The 21,835-nt window shown below is 73.5% G+C and carries 18 protein-coding genes; 6 read left to right on the plus strand and 12 right to left on the minus strand.

The window, feature by feature from the left end; all coding sequences use genetic code 11:
- Positions 1–839: 839 nt before the first annotated feature.
- Positions 840–1,196 (minus strand): DoxX family protein, encoded by a 357-nt coding sequence (locus NX801_RS23935; RefSeq protein ID WP_258789956.1) that lies wholly within the window; start codon positions 1,194–1,196, stop codon positions 840–842.
- An 89-nt stretch (positions 1,197–1,285) separates the two neighbouring features.
- Here NX801_RS23935 and NX801_RS23940 point away from each other — a divergent pair, with 89 nt between their 5' ends.
- From NX801_RS23940 to NX801_RS23950, 3 genes are all read left to right on the plus strand, one after another.
- Positions 1,286–2,266, plus strand: a complete 981-nt coding sequence (locus NX801_RS23940; RefSeq protein WP_258789957.1) for a LysR family transcriptional regulator — start codon at positions 1,286–1,288, stop codon at positions 2,264–2,266.
- Between the two features lie 118 nt (positions 2,267–2,384).
- Positions 2,385–4,208: a S9 family peptidase gene (locus NX801_RS23945; RefSeq protein WP_258789958.1), complete on the plus strand. Its 1,824-nt coding sequence runs from the start codon at positions 2,385–2,387 to the stop codon at positions 4,206–4,208.
- 628 nt (positions 4,209–4,836) lie between these two features.
- Positions 4,837–5,601, plus strand: a complete 765-nt coding sequence (locus NX801_RS23950; protein WP_258789959.1) for an SURF1 family protein — start codon at positions 4,837–4,839, stop codon at positions 5,599–5,601.
- Between the two features lie 136 nt (positions 5,602–5,737).
- Here NX801_RS23950 and NX801_RS23955 read toward each other — a convergent pair whose 3' ends face one another.
- The 7 genes from NX801_RS23955 to NX801_RS23985 form a co-directional block, all read right to left on the minus strand.
- Complete coding sequence (locus NX801_RS23955) at positions 5,738–6,943, minus strand: hypothetical protein (RefSeq protein WP_258789960.1); 1,206 nt, start codon at positions 6,941–6,943, stop codon at positions 5,738–5,740.
- 167 nt (positions 6,944–7,110) lie between these two features.
- Positions 7,111–7,803 carry a SigE family RNA polymerase sigma factor gene (locus NX801_RS23960; RefSeq protein WP_428986219.1) on the minus strand — a complete coding sequence of 231 codons (693 nt, stop codon included), beginning with the start codon at positions 7,801–7,803 and terminating at the stop codon, positions 7,111–7,113.
- Positions 7,804–8,276: 473 nt separating this feature from the next.
- The gene (locus tag NX801_RS23965; RefSeq protein WP_428986213.1) at positions 8,277–9,338 is read right to left on the minus strand and encodes an aspartate-semialdehyde dehydrogenase; all 1,062 of its coding nucleotides are present in this window, start codon (positions 9,336–9,338) and stop codon (positions 8,277–8,279) included.
- 205 nt (positions 9,339–9,543) lie between these two features.
- Positions 9,544–10,815 carry an aspartate kinase gene (locus NX801_RS23970; RefSeq protein WP_258789961.1) on the minus strand — a complete coding sequence of 424 codons (1,272 nt, stop codon included), beginning with the start codon at positions 10,813–10,815 and terminating at the stop codon, positions 9,544–9,546.
- Between the two features lie 385 nt (positions 10,816–11,200).
- Complete coding sequence (locus NX801_RS23975; protein ID WP_258789962.1) at positions 11,201–11,860, minus strand: DUF5063 domain-containing protein; 660 nt, start codon at positions 11,858–11,860, stop codon at positions 11,201–11,203.
- Positions 11,853–12,452: a recombination mediator RecR gene (recR, locus tag NX801_RS23980; RefSeq protein WP_258789963.1), complete on the minus strand. Its 600-nt coding sequence runs from the start codon at positions 12,450–12,452 to the stop codon at positions 11,853–11,855. Before recR ends, NX801_RS23975 begins: the two co-directional genes overlap by 8 nt.
- A gap of 111 nt (positions 12,453–12,563) precedes the next feature.
- Positions 12,564–12,905: a YbaB/EbfC family nucleoid-associated protein gene (locus NX801_RS23985; RefSeq protein WP_258789964.1), complete on the minus strand. Its 342-nt coding sequence runs from the start codon at positions 12,903–12,905 to the stop codon at positions 12,564–12,566.
- A gap of 372 nt (positions 12,906–13,277) precedes the next feature.
- Here NX801_RS23985 and NX801_RS23990 point away from each other — a divergent pair, with 372 nt between their 5' ends.
- Positions 13,278–14,078, plus strand: a complete 801-nt coding sequence (locus tag NX801_RS23990) for an SLATT domain-containing protein (protein ID WP_428986214.1) — start codon at positions 13,278–13,280, stop codon at positions 14,076–14,078.
- Positions 14,079–14,238: 160 nt separating this feature from the next.
- Here NX801_RS23990 and NX801_RS23995 read toward each other — a convergent pair whose 3' ends face one another.
- The 4 genes from NX801_RS23995 to NX801_RS24010 form a co-directional block, all read right to left on the minus strand.
- Positions 14,239–14,889 carry a hypothetical protein gene (locus NX801_RS23995; protein ID WP_258790036.1) on the minus strand — a complete coding sequence of 217 codons (651 nt, stop codon included), beginning with the start codon at positions 14,887–14,889 and terminating at the stop codon, positions 14,239–14,241.
- Positions 14,890–15,202: 313 nt separating this feature from the next.
- A complete protein-coding gene (locus tag NX801_RS24000) occupies positions 15,203–17,722 on the minus strand; it encodes a dolichyl-phosphate beta-glucosyltransferase (RefSeq protein WP_258789965.1) in 2,520 nt (839 codons plus the stop codon).
- 131 nt (positions 17,723–17,853) lie between these two features.
- Positions 17,854–18,549, minus strand: a complete 696-nt coding sequence (locus NX801_RS24005) for a GntR family transcriptional regulator (RefSeq protein ID WP_258789966.1) — start codon at positions 18,547–18,549, stop codon at positions 17,854–17,856.
- Between the two features lie 267 nt (positions 18,550–18,816).
- The gene (locus tag NX801_RS24010) at positions 18,817–20,199 is read right to left on the minus strand and encodes an aspartate aminotransferase family protein (protein ID WP_258789967.1); all 1,383 of its coding nucleotides are present in this window, start codon (positions 20,197–20,199) and stop codon (positions 18,817–18,819) included.
- Between the two features lie 454 nt (positions 20,200–20,653).
- Between NX801_RS24010 and NX801_RS24015 the strand changes: the two genes are divergently transcribed.
- On the plus strand, positions 20,654–21,307 hold the full coding sequence (locus tag NX801_RS24015; protein WP_258789968.1) for a DJ-1/PfpI family protein: 654 nt from the start codon (positions 20,654–20,656) through the stop codon (positions 21,305–21,307).
- Complete coding sequence (locus NX801_RS24020) at positions 21,304–21,798, plus strand: MarR family winged helix-turn-helix transcriptional regulator (protein WP_258789969.1); 495 nt, start codon at positions 21,304–21,306, stop codon at positions 21,796–21,798. The genes NX801_RS24015 and NX801_RS24020 overlap by 4 nt, the downstream gene beginning before the upstream one ends.
- The last annotated feature ends 37 nt before the right edge of the window (positions 21,799–21,835 follow it).

Genomic DNA, 21,835 nt, shown 5'->3' on the forward strand with positions numbered 1-21,835 from the left:
AACAACCACTCCGCGGTAAGCCGTCCAGGCCCCGCCGCACCCGAAGTCCCGGGTTCAGCGGACGGGAGCAGGCCGGGCACAGCCCATGGACCGGGGTGCTGTCGTCGGCCGGGGCACCGGAGGACGACGGCGGAAGCAAAGGGAAGCGGGGGGAGTGCGGGGTCAGGGAAAGATCTATGCCTCCGGCGGGGGCCAGACGCCGGGATGGCCGGGGGCTTGTCCGGCGGGCGCGGGTCGGTGGGGGCGGACGTGAAAACGGCTGCCATCCCGCGTGCCTCGGCCCAGCCAAGGCGAGCAGACACGGCACCGGGCGTCAAGGTCGTTCGTCCAGTGGGGCGCTCCACCTTGACGCCCGGCACCGCGCCCGCTCCACGTACGTGTTGGGTCGAGGCACACGGGATGGCAGCCAGGGGCGAGTGGTAGGCAGAGGAAGCGGTTCGCCTGCGGCAAGTGCGTGTCTAACTGCGTGACAACAGCGGCAAACAACGACGAACGCGGGCGGACGACTGCGGACCATCACAGCAGCTCAGCGCCACGATCCCTCCTGTCCGGCGGGTGATCTCGGTTGCTTCGGGACGAAGAGGTCGTGGGTTCAAATCCCGCCACCCCGACTTCGTAAGACCAGGTCAAGGGTCTGATCCTCAGTGAGGATCAGACCCTTTCTGCATCTCGGGGAACACATCTGGGTGACGTCCGGGAGAAGACAGCGCGGGGCCCCCGAGGTCAGGGGCCGTCCGCGCGTCGGAGTCCGAGCACCCGCTGCTGGGTGAGGGCCTGGAGTCCGGCGTCACGGCCGCCGGGGTCGGGTGGGCCGGGGCGGGCACTGTGGCCGGCTCCGGTCATGCTCCGGTGGCGAGGGCCAGGAGGAGGGAGGCGACGGCCAGGGCGAGGTAGGCGCCGGGGAAGGCGATGTTGTGGTGGACGCGGGCGCGGATGTGGGTGATGACGGCGCCGGTGTAGAAGAGGACGAGGCCCGTCGCGGCGGCGATGCCGAGGGGCCGGAGACCCAGCAGGCCGAGGAGGAGCCCGGCGGCGCCGGCGGCCTTGAGGGTGGCCAGCCAGGGGAGCCAGGAGGGCGGGAGCTGCACCTCGGCGGAGTTGGCCAGGACGGACTTGGCCTTGGCGAAGTCGGCTGCGGCGATCCCGGCGTTGGCCGCGATGGTGACGGCGGTGACGATCACTTGGGCGAGGTGCATGGGTGCTCTCCCTTTCCGGCGGGGCGGTGTGCCCAGCCTCGTCGGGGCCCTCGCGGAGCGTCCAATAGCGGCTTCCATAACCTGGTGGAATGGACGTGGACACCCGGCTGCTGCGCTCGTTCGCCGCGGTGGCCGAGGAGGGCAGCCTGACCGGGGCGGCGGAGCGGCTGTTCGTCTCCCAGCCGGCGCTGACCAAGCAGATCAAGCAGTTGGAGAACCGGCTCGGCGTGCCGTTGTTCGTACGGTCCCGGGCGGGCATGGCGCTGACCGCGGCGGGCCGGGCGCTGGCGGAGCGGGCGCCCGGGCTGTTGGCCGGGTGGGACACCGCGCTGCGGGAGGTGCGGGGCACGGCGAGCCGGGCGGAGCGGGTGCTGCGGGTCGGCTTTCTGGCCAGCGCCGCCAATGAGGCGACGCCCCGGATCATCGCCGGGTTCGCCCGCCGCCGGCCGGGCTGGCGGGTCGACATGCGACAGGCCGCCTGGTCGGATCCGACGGCCGGGCTCGCCGCCGGGACCGTCGATGCCGCGCTGCTGCGGCTGCCCTTCCCGGGGCAGGAACGGTTGCGGCGGGCAGTGCTGTTCGCCGAACCCCGCTGGGTGGCACTGCCCTCGGCGCATCCACTGGCGGCGCGTGCGGTGGTGCCGTTCCGGGAGCTGTGGGACGAGCCGTTCGTGGCGGCCCCGGCCGAGACCGGCGAGTGGCGGGACTACTGGCTGGCCGCCGGCGAGCGGGACGGCCACCCGGTCCGTGTCGGGGCCGTCACCGACCAGCCCGACGAGTGGCTGAGTGCCATCGCCAACGGCTACGGCGTCGCCCTGGCGCCCGCGTCCTCGGCGCGCTTCTACGCCCGTCCGGGAATCACGTACCGCCCCGTCAGCGGGATCGGCCCGAGCCGGATCGGGGTGGCCTGGGCTCCGGCGGACGACGGCAACCCCGTGGTACGGGACTTCGTGTGGTGCTGTCTGGAGAGCGGGGACGGGGCGGAGGACGAGGTGGGGGCGGGGGGTGGGGCCGGGGCGCGGGCCGGGGGCGCGGCAGAGACGGGCGGGGCGGCGGGCGGGGGCGGCTGAGCGGTCGCGGGACAGTGGGGAGACGCGATGCGCGTGAGTTGTCCACAGGGGGGTGGGTTCGGTGGGCGGTTGTCCACAGGGTGGGAGGGATGTCGGGGGGATCGGGTTTCATGGGGGCATGACTGATCCGACCGAGACGAAGACGGTGCCCGACTGGGAGCGGCGGTTCCGGGCACCACGGGTGTCATTGCCGGAATGGGCGTGGGACGCGCCCGGGCGGGGGCTGTTCGTGTCCAACGCGACCGGGACGTACGAGCTGTACGCCTGGGACCGGGAGAGCGGCCACCGGCGGCAGGTGACCGACCGGGCCAACGGGACCACCGACGGCACCCTGACCGCGGACGGGGCGTGGGTGTGGTGGTTCTCGGACACCGACGGGGACGAGTTCGGCGTGTGGATGCGCCAGCCGTTCCACGGCGGGGAGGACGAGCCCGCCGTGCCCGGGCTGGCGCCCGGCTATTCGGCGGGGCTCGCGCTCGGCCGGGACGGTACGGCGGTGATCGGCCGGTCCACCGACGAGGTCGGCACCACCGTGCACGTGCTGCGGCCCGGGGGTGAGCCGGTCGAGATCTACCGGCACCGGGAGTCGGCAGGGGTCGGGGACCTGTCCCACGACGGCCTGCTGATCGCGCTGGAGCACACCGAGCACGGGGACGCCATGCACGCGGCGCTCCGTGTCGTCCGGCCGGACGGTTCCACCGTCGCCGAGTTGGACGACACCGCGGGCGGTACACGCGAGCTGGGCCTGAGCGTGCTGGGCTTCGCCCCGGTGGACGGGGACACCCGGCTGCTCGTCGGTCACCAGCGGCGGGGGCGCTGGGAGCCGATGATCTGGGACGTGGCCACGGGCACCGAGACGGACCTGGGGCTCGATCTGCCGGGCGATGTGTCGGCCGAGTGGTATCCGGACGGCTCCGGGCTGCTGATCGTGCACGACTTCGAGGCGCGCAGCGAGCTCTGGCGGTACGACATCGCCCGCCGGGAGCCGGTCCGGCTGGACACCCCGCCCGGCTCGGTGTCGGGCGCCACCGCCCGGCCCGACGGGACGGTGGAGTACCTCTGGTCGTCCGCCGCCCGGCCGTCGGCGGTGCGGTCCACGACCGGCGGCGTGGTGCTCGACGCGCCCGGCGAGAAGGCCCCCGACTCGGTGGCCGTGGAGGACGTCTGGGTGGACGGCCCCGGGGGCCGGATCCACGCGCTCGTCCAGCGGCCGGCCGGGGTGACCGGGCCGCTGCCCACCGTCTTCGACATACATGGCGGTCCCACCTGGCACGACAGCGACGCCTTCGCCGCCGGCCCGGCCGCCTGGGTGGACCACGGGTACGCGGTCGTCCGGGTCAACTACCGGGGCTCCACCGGTTATGGCCGGGAGTGGACGGACGCCCTCAAGCACCGGGTCGGGCTCATCGAGCTGGAGGACGTGGCCGCCGTCCGGGAGTGGGCGGTGGCCTCGGGGCTGGCCGACCCGGCCCGGCTGGTGCTGACCGGCGGTTCCTGGGGCGGCTATCTCACCCTGCTGGGGCTCGGCACCCAGCCGGACGCCTGGGCGGTGGGCGTGGCCGCGGTGCCGGTGGCCGACTATGTGACGGCGTACCACGACGAGATGGAGGCGCTGAAGGCGATGGACCGGACGCTGTTCGGCGGGTCGCCCGAGGAGGTGCCGGAGCGGTTCAGGGCCTCCTCGCCGCTGACGTACGTGGACGAGGTCCGGGCTCCGGTCTACATCTCGGCGGGCGTCAACGACCCGCGCTGCCCGATCCGGCAGGTGGAGAACTACGTCGACCGGCTCGCCGCCCGGGGCGCGGTGCACGAGGTCTACCGGTACGACGCCGGGCACGGCTCGCTCGTGGTGGAGGAGCGGATCAAGCAGGTCCGGCTGGAGCTGGACTTCGTCGCCCGGCAGCTGCCGCCGGCCCGGAGCGAGGAGGCTGCCGCGGAGTGACGGGAAGGAGTGGGAGTACGGAGGTGTGAGGGTGGGTGGCGGCGAGCGGGGCTGCCCGCGGGACCGGGGCTGCGGCCAGGATGCTAGGGACATCGGTCCGGGAGGCGCCGGGCGGGTGGCCGGGAGCAGGCGCTGCGGGCTTCCGGGAGCGGTCGGGAGGCGGTCCGGGGGCCGGCCGGCGACCGGGCGACGGTCGGGCAGGTGACCGGGGGCAAGCAGGAGGCGGTCCGGGATACGCCAGGTGGGTGGCCCGGAGCGGGTCCTGCGGGCTTCCGGGAGCGGTCGGGAGGCGGTCCGGACCGGAGATGAAATCGGGGCGGTCCGGCGTGTGACCGGGAGCACCCGGAGACGGTCCAGAGGGCGGCCAAGGCGCCCGGAGGGAGCTCGAACGCCGGCCGGAGGTGATCGGGAGGTGGTCCGAGGGCCCCTGAAGGCGGTGCGGCGCACGTCCGGCGGGTGCCCGGGACGACCGGCGGACGGTTCGGTTGCCGGCGGGGACGACCGGCAGGTGACCGGGGGCACCCGGAGGCGGTCCGGTGAGCTGGCCGGGGCGACCGGAGGCGGTCGGGGGCCGGCCGGGAGGCGACCCGGGCGGAGGGAGGGCGAGCGGGTTCCGTACCGTGGAGGGGTGTACCGGTTCCTGACGACGCCCCGCTGGTGGGGGATCAACGCCTTCGTCCTGCTGGCGATCCCGTTCTGCGTGTTCATGGGCACCTGGCAGCTGGGTAAGTTCGAGGACCGGGTGGACACACACCGGGCGGCGGAGCAGCGGCCGGACCCCGGTTCGGTGCGGGCCGCGCCGCTGGCCTCGCTGCTGCCGGTCACCTCGGAGACCTCCGGGCGGCACGCCACGGTGACCGGGCGGTACGGGGAGCAGTTCCTGGTGCCGGGGCGGGAGCTGGACGGGCGCACCGGCTCGTACGTCCTCACCCTGCTGCGGACCGGCGGACCGGCGGACCGGGACGGTGGCAAGGCGCTTCCGGTGGTTCGGGGCTGGCTGCCCGAAGGGGCCCGGGCGCCCGGCGTGCCGGACGGTGAGGTCACCGTCACGGGCGCGCTGCAGGCCTCCGAGAACGCCGGCACCAAGGGCGTGCACGCGGCGGGCGGACTGCCGGCCGGACAGGTCGGGATGATCAGCGCCGCCTCACTGGTCAACCTGGTGCCGGGCGAGGTGTACGACGCGTGGATCACCCTCACCGACGCGCCCGCCGGCCTGACGCCGGTGCCCGCGACCCTGCCCGAGGGCAGCGGGCTGGATCTCAAGGCGTTCCAGAACCTCGGCTACACCGGCGAGTGGTTCGTCTTCGCCGGCTTTGTCCTCTTCATGTGGTTCCGGCTCTTCCGCCGCGAGGCCGAGCAGGCCCGGGACCAGGCACTCGGGCTGACCGCCTGAGGATCGGGGCCGGACCCCGGGCGGGCACGCCGGGAACCAGGAGGGGCTGGGCGCCCCCGTCCCCCCGGTGGCCACGCCCCGTGCCCCCGCCCCGTTCGCACGTACGGTGTCGCACCGTGCGGTGACGCCCGGCCGGTCACTCCGTGGGCAGGGCGCCCGTGTGGTAGACGGTGCCCGCGCAGGCGTTGTCGACCGTGGCCCGGGCCTCCGGGGCGCCGCCCTCGGCGGTGTGGGTGACCGTGACACTGCCGGCCTCCGGAGTGCCGTCCCCCGTGCCCAGCTGGGCCTGCGGTTCGGCCGCCGGTCCCGTGTCGTTCGGGCCGCCGGTGCCACCGGTCCCGCCGGAGTCCCCGGAGGAGGGGGTGTCGCCGGACGGGCTCGGCCCGGGGGACGTACCGCCCCCGCCGGCCGGGCAGGTCTCGCTCGGCACCCAGGCGAACTTCACCTCGTACGCCGCGGCCGGCCGCAGCAGCAGCCGGTTCTCCGCCGGAGTGTCCGGCAACCCGGTCGCCGGGTCACCCGCCGTGTGCCGGACCACGCCGATCCGGCCCGCGTCGGCCGCCCCGGCGGCCCGTACGGCGACCGCGCCGTCACCGCCCACCAGGCACTCGGCGCCCGAGACATTGGTGACCCGGAAGGTCCCGTAGACCTTGCCGTCCGGCTCGGGCCTGCCCGCCTCGGCGACGGTCACGCCCAGTCCCTTGGGTCCGCACACCGGCGCGTCCGGGGCCGCGGAGCCGGCCGCCGTCTCCGGCGCCGTCCCCGGGGCGGTGCCGGGCGACGCGCCCGGGGAGGCCCCCGGTCCCGGAAGCTTCGGCCGGGCACCGTCGGCACCGGTCTCGCCGCCCCCGGTCGCCCGCTCGCCGGGTGGCCGGCTCGACGGCCGCGTCCGCTCGCCCTGCCCCGGCTCCGCGTCGGTGCCGTCGTGGACCTGCTCGCCGTGGCCGGCGGTGATCGCGCGGTCCTCGGCGGTGGAGCCGGTCCCCGCCACATGGAAGAACGCGGGAACCGCCGTACCGAACAGCAGGGCGGCCGCCGCCGCGCCCACGGCCAGTTGCCGCTTGCGGGCACGCCGCTCGGGCACCGCCCGGCGCAGCAGGTCGAGCGAGCCGTCGGCGGGCCGGAGGTCCCGTACCGCGCCGTGCAGCAGCTGACGCAGCGCCCGTTCGTCCCCGGTCAGGCCGTCCCCGGTCAGCCCGTCGTCCGGCGTCCCGGAGTGCCCGCCGAGGTGGTCACCGGATCGCCCCCCGGAAGCTCCGTCGTGCTGCCCTCCGGGCGTTTCTCCGGGTGCCTCTCCGGATACCTCTCCGGGATGGCGGCCACGTTCCGGCCCGTTGTTCACAGTCTCGTTTCCAGTCCGGTCGCCCGGCGGACCGTGCTCGGTCCTGCCGGGGACGCTCTCGCTTCTGCCGGCGGCACGCTCGCGCCTGCCGGGGCCTTGCCTGTCCCTGCCGGGGCCACGTCCGCTTCCGCCGGGGCCATGTCCGTCTCTGCCGAGGCCACGCCCGTTCATGCCGGGTCCTCCATGGCGACGCGCAGCGCCGCGATGCCCCGGGAGCCGTACGCCTTCACCGAGCCGAGCGATATCCCCAGCGTCTCCGCGACCTGTGCCTCCGTCATGTCGGCGAAGTACCGGAGCACGAGCACCTCGCGCTGCCGGCGCTGGAGTCCGCGCATCGCCTTGATGAGCGCGTCCCGCTCCAGCTGGTCGTACGCCCCCTCCTCGGCGCTCGCCATGTCGGGCATCGGCTTCGACAACAGCTTCAGCCCGAGGATGCGGCGGCGCAGCGCGGAGCGGGAGAGGTTCACCACGGTCTGGCGCAGATACGCCAGGGTCTTCTCCCGGTCGCGGACCCGCTTGCGCGCCGAGTGGACGCGGATGAACGCCTCCTGGACGACGTCCTCGCAGGAGGCCGTGTCGTCGAGCAGCAACGCGGCGAGCCCCAGCAGCGACCGGTAGTGGACGCGGTAGGTCTCGGTGAGGTGATCGACGGTCGTCCCGCTGACGGTGGTCGTCTCGGCGGCCATCGCCATGTCAGGGCCCGTACGCCCGGCGGACGGCACGGACCCGGCCGGCGGAAGCGCCGGAGCGGACGTGCCCGGCGGGAGCGAGGCGGTGGCCGAGGGCGCGGGCCCGGATATGCCCGGGGGCGGCGCAGCGGCGGGCGCGGGCAGGGCAGCCGGAGCCGCGGCGGACGGCACCTGCGGCGGGATGCGCACCGGCCCGGTGGCGGGCACGGGGGCGATCACCGGCAGCCCGCCCGTACGGCGGGACGAACGGCCGGACGGGCGCACGGCGCCCCCGGCCGGACCGCCCCTGCGGAACGGGACCACCGCGGAAGCGGCCGAGCGGATCCCCGGCCGGACCGCCGCTGTGATGTCGAGTACCTCTGCCACGCCTGTTGGACACGCTGCCCCCCGTCAGGGTTGTACGCGCGCGCGACCACGTTTGACGGCGCGTCCGGTGCGTCGTTTGCCCTCATGCGTACCCGCTCTTCCCCATGGGCCCGGCCCGCGCCGACGGCGCGAGGGGCGACCGCGTAGACGCCGTTCGCCCGGCCGCCGGTTGCGGAAGGACGGGCCGGTGTCACCGGATCTGTCGTCGCCCCGGTTCACGCGGTCCCGGCCGGAGCTGTGCTCACAGGGCGTTCACGAATCCTACAAAGCTCAACAGCTCAGTCCAGCGGCAATTCCGCCGCGACGGCCTCCGCGATCTGAGCGGCGTTCAGTGCGCCGCCTTTGCGCAGATTGTCGCCGCAGACGAAGAGTTCCAGCGCCCGTTCGTCGTCCGGCGCCCGCCGCACCCGGCCGACCCAGGTCGGGTCGGTGCCCACCACGTCGGCCGGGGTCGGGAAGCCGGCTGCCGCCGGATCGTCGTAGAGCACCACGCCCGGCGAGGTGGCCAGGATCTCGTGCGCCCTGGCGACCTCCACCGGCCGCTCGAACCGGGCGTGCACGGAGACGGAGTGGGCGCCGATCACCGGGACACGTACACAGGTGGCCGCCACCGGCAGCCCGGGCAGGCCCAGGATCCGGCGGGTCTCGGCGCGGATCCGCAGTTCCTCGGAGGACCAGCCGTCCGCCTGGAGCGTGCCGGACCAGGGCACCACGTTCAGGGCCAGTGGGGCGGCGAACGGCCCGGCCGCGGCGTCGCCCAGGGCCCGCCGCACATCGCCGGGGGCCGTACCCAGCTCCGTACCGGCCACCGCGGCCAGTTGCTCGCGCAGGGCGGCGACCCCGGCCCGTCCGGCGCCACCAGCCGCCTGATACGCGGAGACGACCAGCTCGGTCAGCCCGAACTCGGCGTGCAGGGCGCCCACCGCGACGATCAGCGCCAGGGTGGTGCACCCGGGGGACGCGACGATGCCGAGCGGGCGGACCCGGGCGGCATGGCCGTTGATCTCGGGGACCACCAGCGGCACGTCCGGGTCGTCCCGGAAGGCGGGCGAGGCGTCCACCACGACGGTGCCCCGCCCGGCGGCGACCGGCGCCCAGCGCGCGGCCACCTCCCCGGGCGCCAGGAACAGCGCCACGTCGGCGCCGGCCAGCGACTCCTCGGTGACCGCCCGCACCTCGGTCGGCTCGCCACGCACGGTCAGGGTGCGGCCGGCCGAGCGCGGGGACGCGAGCAGCCTGATCTCACCCCAGACATCGGCGTGCTGCGACAGGATGCCGAGCATCACCGCGCCGACGGCCCCGGTCGCCCCGACCACCGCCAGCGCCGGCTTGCGCGCCATCAGCCGGCCGCCCGCGCGCCGGGGACCCGGGCGCCGGAAATCCGGGCGGGCCCGGCGCCCCCACGGGGACCGGGACCATGACCGGCGGGACCGGGACCGGGACCACGACCGATCGGACCGGGGCCGGGAGCCGTCCGCGCACCGGGTCGCCGGGCGGCGGCGCGCAGCGGCGCCACCGCCCGGCGACCGGGGCGGGCGGCAGGGGTCACCGGCCGGTGCCGCCGTAGACGACCGCCTCGTCCGAGTCGCTGTCGAGGCCGAAGGCGGTGTGCACGGCGCGCACGGCCTCGGTGACGTCCTCGGCGCGGGTGACCACCGAGATACGGATCTCCGAGGTGGAGATCAGCTCAATGTTGACACCCGCGTCCGACAGCGCCTCGAAGAAGCCGGCGGTCACGCCCGGGTTGGTCTTCATACCGGCGCCGACCAGCGAGATCTTGGCGATCTGGTCGTCGTACCGCAGCGACTCGAAGCCGACGCCCGCCTTCTGCTTCTCCAGGGCGTCGATGGCCTTGCGGCCCTCCGCCTTGGGCAGGGTGAAGGAGATGTCGGTCAGCCCGGTGGACGCGGCGGAGACGTTCTGCACCACCATGTCGATGTTGATCTCGTTGTCCGCGATGGCGCGGAAGATCGCGGCGGCCTCGCCCGGCTTGTCCGGCACTCCGACGACAGTGATCTTCGCCTCGGAGGTGTCGTGGGCGACACCGGAGATGATGGCCTGCTCCACCTTGCGGTCCCCTCGCGGTTCGTTGCTGACCCAGGTGCCCTGGAGCCCCGAGAACGAGGACCGGACGTGGATCGGGATGTTGTATCGGCGTGCGTACTCGACGCACCGGTGCAGCAGCACCTTGGAGCCGGAGCTGGCGAGCTCCAGCATGTCCTCGAAGGAGATCCAGTCGATCTTCCGGGCCTTCTTCACGACCCGGGGGTCGGCGGTGAAGACGCCGTCGACATCGGTGTAGATCTCACAGACCTCGGCGTCCAGCGCCGCGGCGAGCGCGACGGCGGTGGTGTCGGAGCCACCGCGGCCGAGGGTGGTGATGTCCTTCTTATCCTGGGAGACGCCCTGGAAGCCCGCGACGATGGCGATGTTGCCCTCGTCGAGCGCCGTACGGATCCGGCCCGGCGTGACATCGATGATGCGCGCCTTGTTGTGGACCGAGTCGGTGATGACGCCGGCCTGGCTGCCGGTGAACGACTGCGCCTCGTGGCCCAGGTTTTTGATCGCCATGGCCAGCAGCGCCATGGAGATCCGCTCTCCGGCGGTCAGCAGCATGTCGAATTCGCGTCCGGCAGGGATCGGGGATACCTGCTCGGCGAGATCGATCAACTCGTCCGTCGTGTCGCCCATCGCGGATACCACGACGACCACCTGGTGGCCGCTCTTCTTGGCATCGACGATTCGCTTGGCGACGCGCTTGATGCCCTCGGCATCGGCTACGGAGGAGCCTCCGTACTTCTGCACGACAAGGCCCACGTGCGCTCCTCGCTCAGTCCGTTGTGCGGTCGGCTCAGTCTAACGAGCGGCCGAAAAGCGCCCCTGAACAATCACATGGTGAGATGTCCCGCTCACCCTGTGATCAACAGGTGATCGACCACCGATCGTCCCGATCGGCAGGTGATCCTCCCCGGACGATCGCCTCCTGGCCGCCACCGATCGGTCACTGACCGGCCGGTACCGGCGCGGTCCGCGCGGAGCGGTCCGGCGATCGCCGTGAGAGCGCCCCACGGCCGCTCGCCGGAGTGCCTGCCCCGGCCGCGCCTGCTTATCCGGAACGTGAGGCGGCTCACGCGCGCCCGTGCCCGGGGCACGGCGGCCCCGGCCGTCCGGGTGACACCGTCGGCCCGGGCCGACGGCGGGGTTATTTGGCGGTACGCAGGCCCAGCGGGCCCAGGATCTCGGCGGCCATGACCCGGCCCGCCTCCTCGGCCAGGGTGTCCTCGGCCAGGTCCTCGTCGGTGTCCAGCCCGTCCAGCGCCTCCAGTGGCTGGTCCAGCCGGACGTGCGAGACCAGCGACTGAAGGGCGCGCAGGGTCGCGGAGGCGGTCGGGCCCCAGTTGGAGAAGTACGAGAACTGCCACCACCACAGCGCCTCGGTGGTGCGGCCCGCCCGGTAGTGGGTCAGCCCGTGGCGCAGGTCGGCGACGATGTCGGCCAGGTTGTCCGAGATCCGGCACGGCACCGGTGCCCGGCGGGGCTCGTACGGGTCGAAGACCTCGGAGAAGACGTCCACCGGGTCCAGCAGCACCGCGAACCGCTCCCGCAGCTCGTCCATGTCCAGCTCGGGGCCCGGATCGGGCTCGTACCGCTCCTCGGGGACGATGTCCTCGTGCGCGCCCAGCCGCCCGCCCGCCAGCAGCAGCTGCGAGACCTCCAGGAGCAGGAAGGGAACCGCGCTGTCGGGTTCGTCGCCCTTGGCCACCTCGGTGGTGGCGACGATGAAGGACTCGATCGAGTCGGCGATCTGGACCGCGAAACTGTCCGGGTCGAGCCCGTGCGCGTGCAGTGTGGCGTCAGACATCGAGGAGTCGTCTCCCTTCGAACGCTCGCCCGAGAGTGACCTCGTCGGCGTATTCCAGGTCCCCGCCAACGGGAAGCCCGCTGGCGAGGCGCGTGACCTTCAGCCCCATCGGTTTGACCATCCGCGCCAGGTACGTCGCGGTGGCCTCCCCTTCCAGGTTGGGGTCGGTGGCCAGGATCAGCTCGGTGACCGTGCCGTCCGCGAGCCGGGCGAGCAGCTCACGGATGCGCAGATCGTCCGGTCCGACGCCTTCGATCGGGCTGATCGCGCCGCCCAGCACGTGATACCGCCCCCGGAATTCGCGCGTCCGCTCGATCGCGACGACGTCCTTGGGCTCCTCGACCACGCAGATGACCGCGTCCTCCCGGCGGGGGTCGCGGCAGATGCCGCACCGCTCCTCCTGCGCGACGTTCCCGCACACCGCGCAGAACCGGACCTTGTCCTTGACCTCCAGGAGGGCATGGGCGAGGCGGCGTACGTCGGTGGGCTCGGCCTGGAGGATGTGGAAGGCGATCCGCTGGGCGCTCTTGGGACCGACGCCGGGCAGTCTGCCCAGTTCGTCGATGAGGTCCTGAACCACGCCTTCGTACAACGGAATGCCTCTCCTGGAGTGCTGTGCTGCTTACCGTAGTTGCTGGGCCCGGCAGTGAGAAGGCCCGTCCGGTCCGGGCGGTCCCGGCCCGGACGGTCCCGTGCGGGAGGATCAGAAGGGCAGGCCCGGGATCCCGCCGCCGCCCAGCCCCTGGGCGAGCGGGCCGAGCTTCTGCTGCTGGAGGGTCTGGGCGTTCTGGTTGGCCGCCTGCACCGCCGCCACCACCAGATCGGCCAGCGTCTCGGTGTCCTCCGGGTCCACCGCCTTGGGGTCGATCACCAGGTTGCGCAGCTCGCCGCCGCCGGTGACCGTGGCCCTCACCAGACCGCCGCCCGCCTGGCCTTCGACCTCGGTCGCGGCCAGCTCTTCCTGGGCCTTCGCGAGATCCTGCTGCATTTTCTGGGCCTGCTGGAGCAGCTGCTGCATATTGGGCTGGCCACCACCGGGAATCACGGTCACTCCTGGCTGTTCGACAACGGATGTTCGGTATGCCGAGCCTACGTGGTCCCCGGTCGCCGCGCTTCATCCGTACGGTCATCGGCCCGGAGCCGTACCGACCGGCGCCTCCGGACACCGTCCCGCACCCGGTCCGGGCCGGGTCCGGGACGGTCCGCAGGCCGAGCGCCATCCCTCGTACAGGTGAAACAGAGACCCGGCCCGTACCCGAGCGCTCCGCCTCGTGCGGGCGGAAATACCGGGGTTTCCCCGCCGTACCCGCCATTCGGCGGTAGGAAAGAGCGTGCGCACCGGTTACGGAACTTCACGCACCGTACGTCACGGTACGTCACGCATCGCACGTCACGCAGAGCGCAGAGGAGGGCCCCGGTGAGCCAGCCGGAGAGACAGCCCGACGGCCCCGCCCACGGCGAGGGCGTGGGCGGGGGCCGCCGGTGGCGCGGCGGACACCGGCACGGCGACGACCGCCCGCGCGTCGGGGACCGTCCGCGCATCGAGGACCTCACCGGCCGCCCTCTGCCGCTCGGCGACTGGGGCGAGCCGGCCGAGCGACTGGACGAGCTCTACCGCTGGGTCGAGACGCACGCCCTGCGCACCGCCGAGTGGTACCTCTCCGACCGGTTGCTCAAGCGCCGTTGCGCCCGGACGCTGCGGATCGGCACGGCGCTGTGCGGTGTCACCGGGGCGGCCCTGCCGCTGCTCGAACTGACCGGGGCGGTGCGCGGCGCCGCCGCCTGGGCGTGCCTGGCGCTGCTGGGAGCCGCCGCCTGCCTGGCCTGCGACCGGTATTTCGGCGTCACCTCGGGCTGGATGCGGGACGTGGCCACCGCCCAGGCCGTGCACCGCCGGCTCCAGGCGCTCCAGTTCGACTGGGCGTCGGAGAGCGTACGGGAGGTGCTGGGCCCGGCCGAGGGAACGGCCGGCGAGGCGTCCGAGCGGTGCCTCGGGGTGCTGCGCCGGTTCATGGAGGACGTGACGGAGCTGGTCCGGGCGGAGACGGCGGACTGGATGGTGGAGTTCGGGTCCGGCCCCCCGCCGCCGGCCATGCGCACCGCCCCCGGCGGCGGGCCCGCGCGCCCGGAGCAGGGCCCGCCGGCCGCCCGCTTCCCGTCCTCCCCGCCGGGCTCCCGCCCGAGCATGCCGCGCCAGCGGCCCCCCGAGCCGCGCTGAATCACCCGTACGGCGGTACCGAAGTTGCCTTGCCTGTCGGAGGCTTTCGGCACCGTACGGTACGACTCCCGAACGGCCCGGACCCGGTCCCGAGGCCGCGCCGGAGCTGCGGCTCCCTTGCACTCCAGGGTCTCCGGGGCCTCCGGGCGCATCCGGGGGCTCAGCTGAAGATGATCATCGACCCCTGTCCCAGGCTGCGCGTCGCCGCCGCGTGCAGCCCCAGCCAGACGTGCCGCTCCCGGGCGAAGGGGCTCTCGTCGTACGGAATCGGTCCGGCCGGCTCCTCCAGCGTGGTGGGCCGGGCCGGGGGCGCGGGCGGGGCCGGCGGGTTGGCCGGGTCGATGCCGATCGCCGGTGCCACGTACTCCAGCTCGCGCAGCAGCCCCTGTGCCGAGCCCAGCGGTCCCCCTCCGGCCATCAGCTCGTCGGTGGCGAGCGGCACCGCGAAGTCGAGCGGCACATACGCGCCCGCGTGGTCGTAGTGCCAGACCAGGTGGGACTGCTGGGCGGTCGGCTCGAACATCTCCAGCAGCTGCTCGTAATCCCCGCCCAGTTCGTCCACCGGGGTCACCGGCAGCCCGCAGATCTGGAGCAGATACACCCGGCGCAGGAAATGCAGGGCGTCGTAGTCGAACCCGGCCACCGGGGCCACGTCGCCCGTGAGCCCCGGCATGTAGGAGAAGACGGGCACGGTCGGCAGCCCCGCCTCGCTCAGCGCCTTGTCGTACGTGGCGATCTCTTCGGCGAAGGGGTTGTCGGGGCTCTGGCACAGCACGTCGACCAGAGGGACCAGCCACAGATCACAGGCCAAGGGGGCACTCACTTTCCGATGGACATCACGAATATCACTGATATCGCCGACACCGTCGATATCACCGGCATCACTGACCTGATGAAGATCAGTGAACGAAAACTACGAAAACCATGAAAACCACGAAAACCGATGAAACAAAAGCGATGAAACGAGAGCGCTGAGCCGAGATCACCGGCCGGGGCCGACCGGAGCCGACCAGCAGAGAGGACGGAGGGGCATGTCCAGGTACATCTCACCGGAACACGGTCCGGCCGGACATCACCGGGAGGCGCGGAGCACGGGCAGGAGGACCGGGGCGTACGAACGTGGTTCAGTGCAGATCCCATACCCATGCGCCACCGATCCGCTCACCCTTTCGGCTCAGAAGCTTCGACACTGTCTCGTACAGCGCCGCCTCGTTGTACTGCGGTGGCAGCACCAGCACCCCGGCCTTCCACTCGGCCAGGTCCCGGCGCGCCTGGGCCCGCCACTCGGGCCCGATCGCCGGCACGCGCCCGCTCCACCGCACCTCACCGAGGAGGTCGGAGGTGTACCGGGGGGTGGCTCCGTAGATGCCGATGCGGTCCGGGCCCCAGGGACCGTTGAAGTAACCGCCCGGCATCCGGAAACCGAAGTCCGCCGCCGTCTGCCAGTGCAGGGCGTCGGCGCCGCTCGGGTCCGGCAGCGGCACCGGGACCAGGGTCTCGCCCGGTCCCAGGTACTGCCGGTAGGTGCCGTATGCCACGAACCCGGGCACCGCCTCCCGCTCCCGCACCGGGTAGGGCGTCGGCAGGATCGGGAGCAGCGCGGCGCCGACCGCCACCAGGCCGGCCACCTGCACCGCCGGGAACCGCGAGAAGGCCAGCCGCTCCACCGCCAGCGCGATCCCGGCGCCCAGGACCGGCGCGCAGATCATCGCCACCCGCGACTCGATGACCGACTCGAACAGCGGCGCCTCCGCCAGCAGCCGCCACGGCCCCGGGACCACCAGGTCCGTGTACGGCAGCCGGACCCGGGTGCCCAGCGAGAGCGCCGCCGCCACCAGGCCGGTCGCGGCCAGCGCCCGGACCAGTGGCAGCCGCCAGAGCCGTACCGCCACGGCCACCGCCAGTGCGATCAGCGGCCAGCCGTAGAACGCGTTCTGCTCGGTGCGGTTCATCGCGAGCCGGTCGGCCGTGGCCTCGTCGCCCAGCAGCGAACGGCCGGAGAACTCCAGCAGCGCCAGCGGACTGTTCCCGGCGTCCGGGCCGTGCAGCACGCTGTGGTAGCTCTGCGGTCCGAAGAACTGCCAGTACAGCGGGAGCGCCACCAGCGGCAGACACACCACCGCCGCGATGCCCACCCCCTTCAGCAGCGGCGGGCCGGCGGTGCGGACGACGTCCCGGCGCGCCAGCGCGTAGGAGAGCGCGAACAGCAGCATCCCGACGGCGGCCAGCAGCAGCGGCTCTTCGCCGAGGAAGATCTGGTACGCGGTGAAGAGACCGAGCAGCACTCCGTCCCGCACCACCGCGCGCCCGGCGCTGAGCCGCAGCGCCCGGTCCACGATCACCGGGATCATGAAGAGGACCAGGAAGTTGGGGTGGGCGGTGCCGTGCGAGACCATCGGCGGCGCCGCGGCGGCCAGTCCCGCTCCCAGCGCCGCCGCGCACCGGCTGCGCGCCGACCGGCCGCGTACCACCCACCGGGCGAAGAGCCAGTACCAGGCGCAGGCGGTCGCGGTCAGTCCCAGGGTGAGGACCAGCGCCCAGGTCACCGTCGGTCCGAAGACCAGGGTCACCGGGGTGAGCGGCACCGAGAGGCCCAGCATGACGGTGTTCGCCATGAGGTTCACGCCCTCGGGAAACCCCTGGGCGGTGGTGAAGAGCGGGTTGCGGAGATGACCGACGTTGTCGGCGGTGACCGCGAAGAACCACTCCCACTGGTTCTGGTCCTGCATCGAGTCCCGCAGGTAGGAGTGGTCCAGGTCGGCCCAGAGGCCCCGGTAGAGAAGGACGGAGCCGAGCAGGAACAGTCCCGCGACCACCAGGTCCACCCGTCGCACCGCCCGGGCCCGGAGCCGTACGAGTTCCCACAGCACCTGGGCGTACGCCGGCGCGCCCACCTTGGAACCGTCCTGGTGCGCCCACCGCACCGGTACCTCGGCCACCGGCCAGCCGGCGCGGCGGAAGTGGCGCAGGATCTCGACGTCGATGCCCCAGCCGTTCAGCCGGGAGTCCGCGAAGGCACGGCGGACGCGGGGGCCGTCGAACAGCTTGAAGCCGCACTGGGTGTCCCGGATGCCGGGCACCGCGACAGCGCGTATCAGCCGGTTGCCGAGGCGGCCGAGCCATTCGCGCAGCCGGTGCTGGTGTGTCTCGATCCGGGAGCCGGGCAGCGCGCGCGAGCCGATCGCCGCCGCGCGGGGCTGTCCCCCCGCCGGTTCCAGGGCATCGGCCAGCCGGTCCAACTCCTCGATGGGGGTGGCCAGGTCGGCATCGGTGACCAGTACCCGCCGGCCGGTGGAGGCGAGCACTCCGCGCCGGAGCGCGCCGCCCTTGCCCCGGTTCACCGGGTCCCGCTCCAGCCGGATGCGCGGCTCGTCGGCGGCGGCCTCGCTCACCACCCGGGCGGTGCCGTCGGTGGAGCCGTCGTCGGCGACGATCAGCTCCCAGTCGCCCCAGCGGTCCGGGGCGGCGGTGAGGTGGGCGCGGATCGCCGCCAGGGTGGCGGGCAGTCGCTCCTCCTCGTTGTACGCGGGGACGACCACCGAGAGCGCGACCCGCGCGACCGACGCGGGCCGAGCGACGTCGGCGGCGGAGTCCGTGACACCGCCGCGGGGAGGATCCGCGACGGCACCGCCGGGGGGACCCATGGCTCCGCCGCCGGCGGAACTCACGACAGCGCCGCCGAGGGAATCCACGAGACCGCCGCCGAGGGAATCCGCGACACCGCCGGCGGGAGAGCGGGAGGAACCGGAGGCCGAGGGTCCGGTGGGAGAAGGACTCATCGCGGGCGGTTCTCCAGATGATCGGCCCAGGCCAGCGCCTGCTGGTTGTGCGCGTCGAGCGCGGCGGCCAGGGCTCCCGGGTCGGCGAGCGTCACCGCGCCGACCAGTTCCTCGTAGCCGTTCCACAGCCAGGCGCACGGATTGCGGTCCACCCGCAGATGCGGCACGGCGAAGACCCAGGACTGCACCCGCAGCCGCTGGAGGAATTCGGCGATGTAGCGGTTGGTGATCAGGCCGCCGAGCTCTCGCCAGAAGCGGAGGTCGTAGCCGATCAGGATGTCCAGATCACCGCCGCGCGCGGCACGGGACGCCTCCTCCGCCCGCCGCCGCACCGACAGCAGCCGGGTGCCCTGCGCGCCGATGTATCCGTCGAAGCGGCCGGATCGCACCGGCAGCGCCCGCAGAACACCCTCCACGACGAGCGCCCGCGCCTCGACCATCCCCCGGTAGTCGGCCACCGAGAATTCGTGCACCCGGAAACCCCGGTGCTGGTCGGAGTCGAGCAACCCCTGCGCGCACAGGTCGACCAGCGCCTCGCGGACGGGCGTGGTCGAAACGCCGTACTGGTCCGCTATCTGCTTGACCGTGAACTCCTCGCCGGGCCGCAGACGCCCCGCCAGCACCTCGTCACGCAGCGCGTCCGCTATCTGCTGGCGCAGGGTGCTGCGGGTCACCGCCCCACTCGCGGGCATGGCTCGGGCCCCCTCCGTCCGGCCGTCCGGGTCCCGGACACCTTAAGCCAGCCGGAGGAGAACACCGGGAGCCATCCGTCTCACACGCCCGTCGTACGGCGGTCTCCGGCCGCACGCGTCCGGTCATCCGGGAGCCACGCGGGGGCACGCGTCCGTCGCCGCGTACCGCCCCCGTCCGGCGCACCTGTCCGTCTTCGCGTACCGCCCCCGTCCTCCGGGACATGCGTCCGCCGGCCGTACCGAGCACTCACCGCCTTCGCCCGCCGCTCATACGGTGTGCTCGTCCGCCACCGTGAGCGCCGCGTCCAGCGCCGCCAGCCCCTCCTTCGCCTCGGCGTCACTGATGTTGCAGGCGGGGACGGCGTGGGTGCGGTTCATGTTCACGAAGGGCCACAGGCCGTTCTTCTTGCACGCCGCCGCGAAGGCGGCCATCGGGGCATTGGCCTCGCCGGACGCGTTGTACGGCACCAGCGGCTCCCGGGTCTCCCGGTTCCGTACGAGGTCGAGCGCCCAGAAGGCGCCGAGCCCGCGCACCTCGCCGACCGACGGATGCCGCTCCGCCAGTTCCCGCAGCCCCGGGCCGAGCACCCGCTCGCCCAGTTCGGCCGCCCGCTCCACGATCCGCTCCTCGGCCATCACCTCGATGGTGGCGACGGCGGCGGCGCAGGCCAGCGGGTGGCCGGAGTAGGTGAGGCCGCCGGGGTAGGGACGGGTGTCGAAGGTCGCGGCGATCTCGGCCGAGATGGCGACACCGCCGAGCGGCACATAGCCGGAGTTGACGCCCTTGGCGAAGGTGAGCAGATCGGGGACGACGCCGAAGTGTTCGGCCGCGAACCACCTGCCGGTGCGGCCGAAGCCGGCCATCACCTCGTCCAGTACGAAGACGATGCCGTGCCGGTCGCAGAGCTCGCGCACGCCCGCCAGGTAGCCGGGCGGCGGAGTCATGATCCCGGCGGTGCCCGGGACGGTCTCCAGGATGATCGCCGCGATGGTGCCTGGCCCCTCGAAGGCGATGGTGTCCTCCAGGTGGGCCAGCGCCCGGGCGCACTCCTCGGCCTCGTCGGTCGCGTAGAAGGGCGAGCGGTAGAGGAAGGGCGCCCAGAAGTGGACCACCCCCGCCGACGCGGTGTCCGAGGCCCAGCGGCGGGGGTCCCCGGTGAGGTTGATCGCGGCGGAGGTGGCGCCGTGGTAGGAGCGGTACGCGCTGAGCACCTTGGGGCGGCCGGTGTGCAGCCGGGCCATCCGGATCGCGTTCTCGACCGCCTCGGCGCCGCCGTTGGTGAAGAAGATCTTGTCCAGGTCGCCGGGGGTGCGCTCCGCGATCAGCCGGGCCGCCTCGGACCGTACGTCGACGGCGAATGCGGGCGCGAAGGTGGCCAGCTTGCCCGCCTGTTCCTGGATCGCGGCGACCACCTCGGGGTGCTGGTAGCCGATGTTCGTGTAGACGAGGCCGCTGGCGAAGTCGAGGTAGCGGTTGCCGTCGTAGTCCCAGAAGTACGCACCCTCGGCGCCGGCCACGGCCAGTGGGTCGATCTGGCCCTGGGCGGCCCAGGAGTGGAAGACATGGGCGCGGTCGGCGGCCTTGACGGCCGCCCCGGTCTCCGGGTCGGGCTGAGGTGCGGAGGTGCCACGAGGGGTCAGAGGGGTCATGCGCCCCAGAGTAGGGAGGGGCGGGCCCACCCCGGTATGGCCATCTTGTACGGCGGGAGCCCCCGGGGTCGGCAGGGTGTCGGGTGCGACGGCGCCGCTCGGCGCCGGGGGTCGGACGCGAGGCCGGGGGCCGGGGTTCCGGCCCGACCCGGGGGCCGACCTGTCCCGGGGGCCGGCGTGGCCCGGGCGTCCCCTCGGTGCCGGGGCCGGGGTTCCGGCCCGACCCGGGGGCCCACCCGTCCGTCCCCTCGGTGCCGGGGGCCGGCAGGAGTGAGGGCCGGGGGGCCGGAGACCGCGAGACCCGAGGGCCCGGGGATGCCGTGCGCCGCCCCGGGCCGGACAGACATCCGATTTACCGAGACCTATTGACAGCACGCTGGCGCAGTGACAACATTCTGTCATTGAAGTAGCCACGCCGCGCTTACCGCCCGTTCCCGCCCGGCAGGAGGCAACCATGTCCACCGACGATCCGGTCCACGGCCCGCTCGACGCCCCGGCCACCGCCACCGGGGTGCCCCGCGCCCGCACGGTCCACCTGGCCGTGTACGACACCCTGGCGGACTGGGAGACCGGCCACGCCACCGCCTGGCTGGCCCGCAGCGGCTTCGAGATCCGCACGGTGGGGCTCGGCGCCGGGCCGGTCACCAGCATCGGCGGGCTGCGCATCACCCCGGACCTGCCGCTCGCCCGGCTCCGGCCCGAGGACAGCGCGCTGCTCGTCCTGCCGGGCGCCGACCTGTGGGACACCAGCGACGAACTGGCCCCCTTCGCCGCACGGGCGCGGACCTTCCTGGAGAGCGGCGTGCCGGTCGCCGCCATCTGCGGAGCCACGGCCGGGCTGGCCAGGGAAGGGCTGCTGGACGACCGGTCCCACACCAGTGCGGCCCTGCCCTATCTCGAAGCCACGGGCTACCGGGGCGGCGGTCGCTATGTGGAGGCGGACGCGGTCACCGACGGCGGACTGATCACGGCCGGCCCCACCGAGCCGGTCGCCTTCGCCCGGGAGGTGCTGGGCCGGATGGGAGCCTTCGAGGGAGACCGGCTCGACGCCTGGTTCCGTCTCTTCCACGACTCCGACGCCGCCGCCTACGAGGAGCTCAACGCATGAGCCGGGCCGAGACCGAGCTGGAACGCCGGCTGGAACAACAGTTGCTCAGCCGGACCGCGCTGGGCGTCTTCCGGCTCAACGGTCAGTTCCTCGCGGAGTCCGAGCGGCTCGCCCGGCCCGCCGGGCTCACCGCCGCCTGGTGGCAGGTGCTCGGCGCGGTGCTGACGGGACCGCTCTCCGTCTCGGGGATCGCCCGGCACATGGGCATCACCCGCCAGAGCGTCCAGCGGATAGCGGACCTGCTGGTGGAGAAGAAGCTCGCGGAGTACGTCCCCAACCCCGCGCACCGACGGGCCAAGCTGCTGCGCCCCACCGACGAGGGCCGGGCAGCCATAGCCCGGATCAACCCCGGCCACGCCCGGCTGGCGGACCGTCTCGCTGTCGAGCTCGGCGAGGACGGCCTCCATGACACCGTCCGCGCCCTGGAGCGACTCGCCCGCGCCATGGAGGCCATCGCCATGGACGGCGCCGAGGACTCCACACCCGGTTGAGGATCCTGGCGTTCCGAACAGGACGAGAGGGCCCCGG

Source organism: Streptomyces pyxinae (assembly GCF_024756275.1).
GTDB classification, from domain to species: domain Bacteria; phylum Actinomycetota; class Actinomycetes; order Streptomycetales; family Streptomycetaceae; genus Streptomyces; species Streptomyces pyxinae.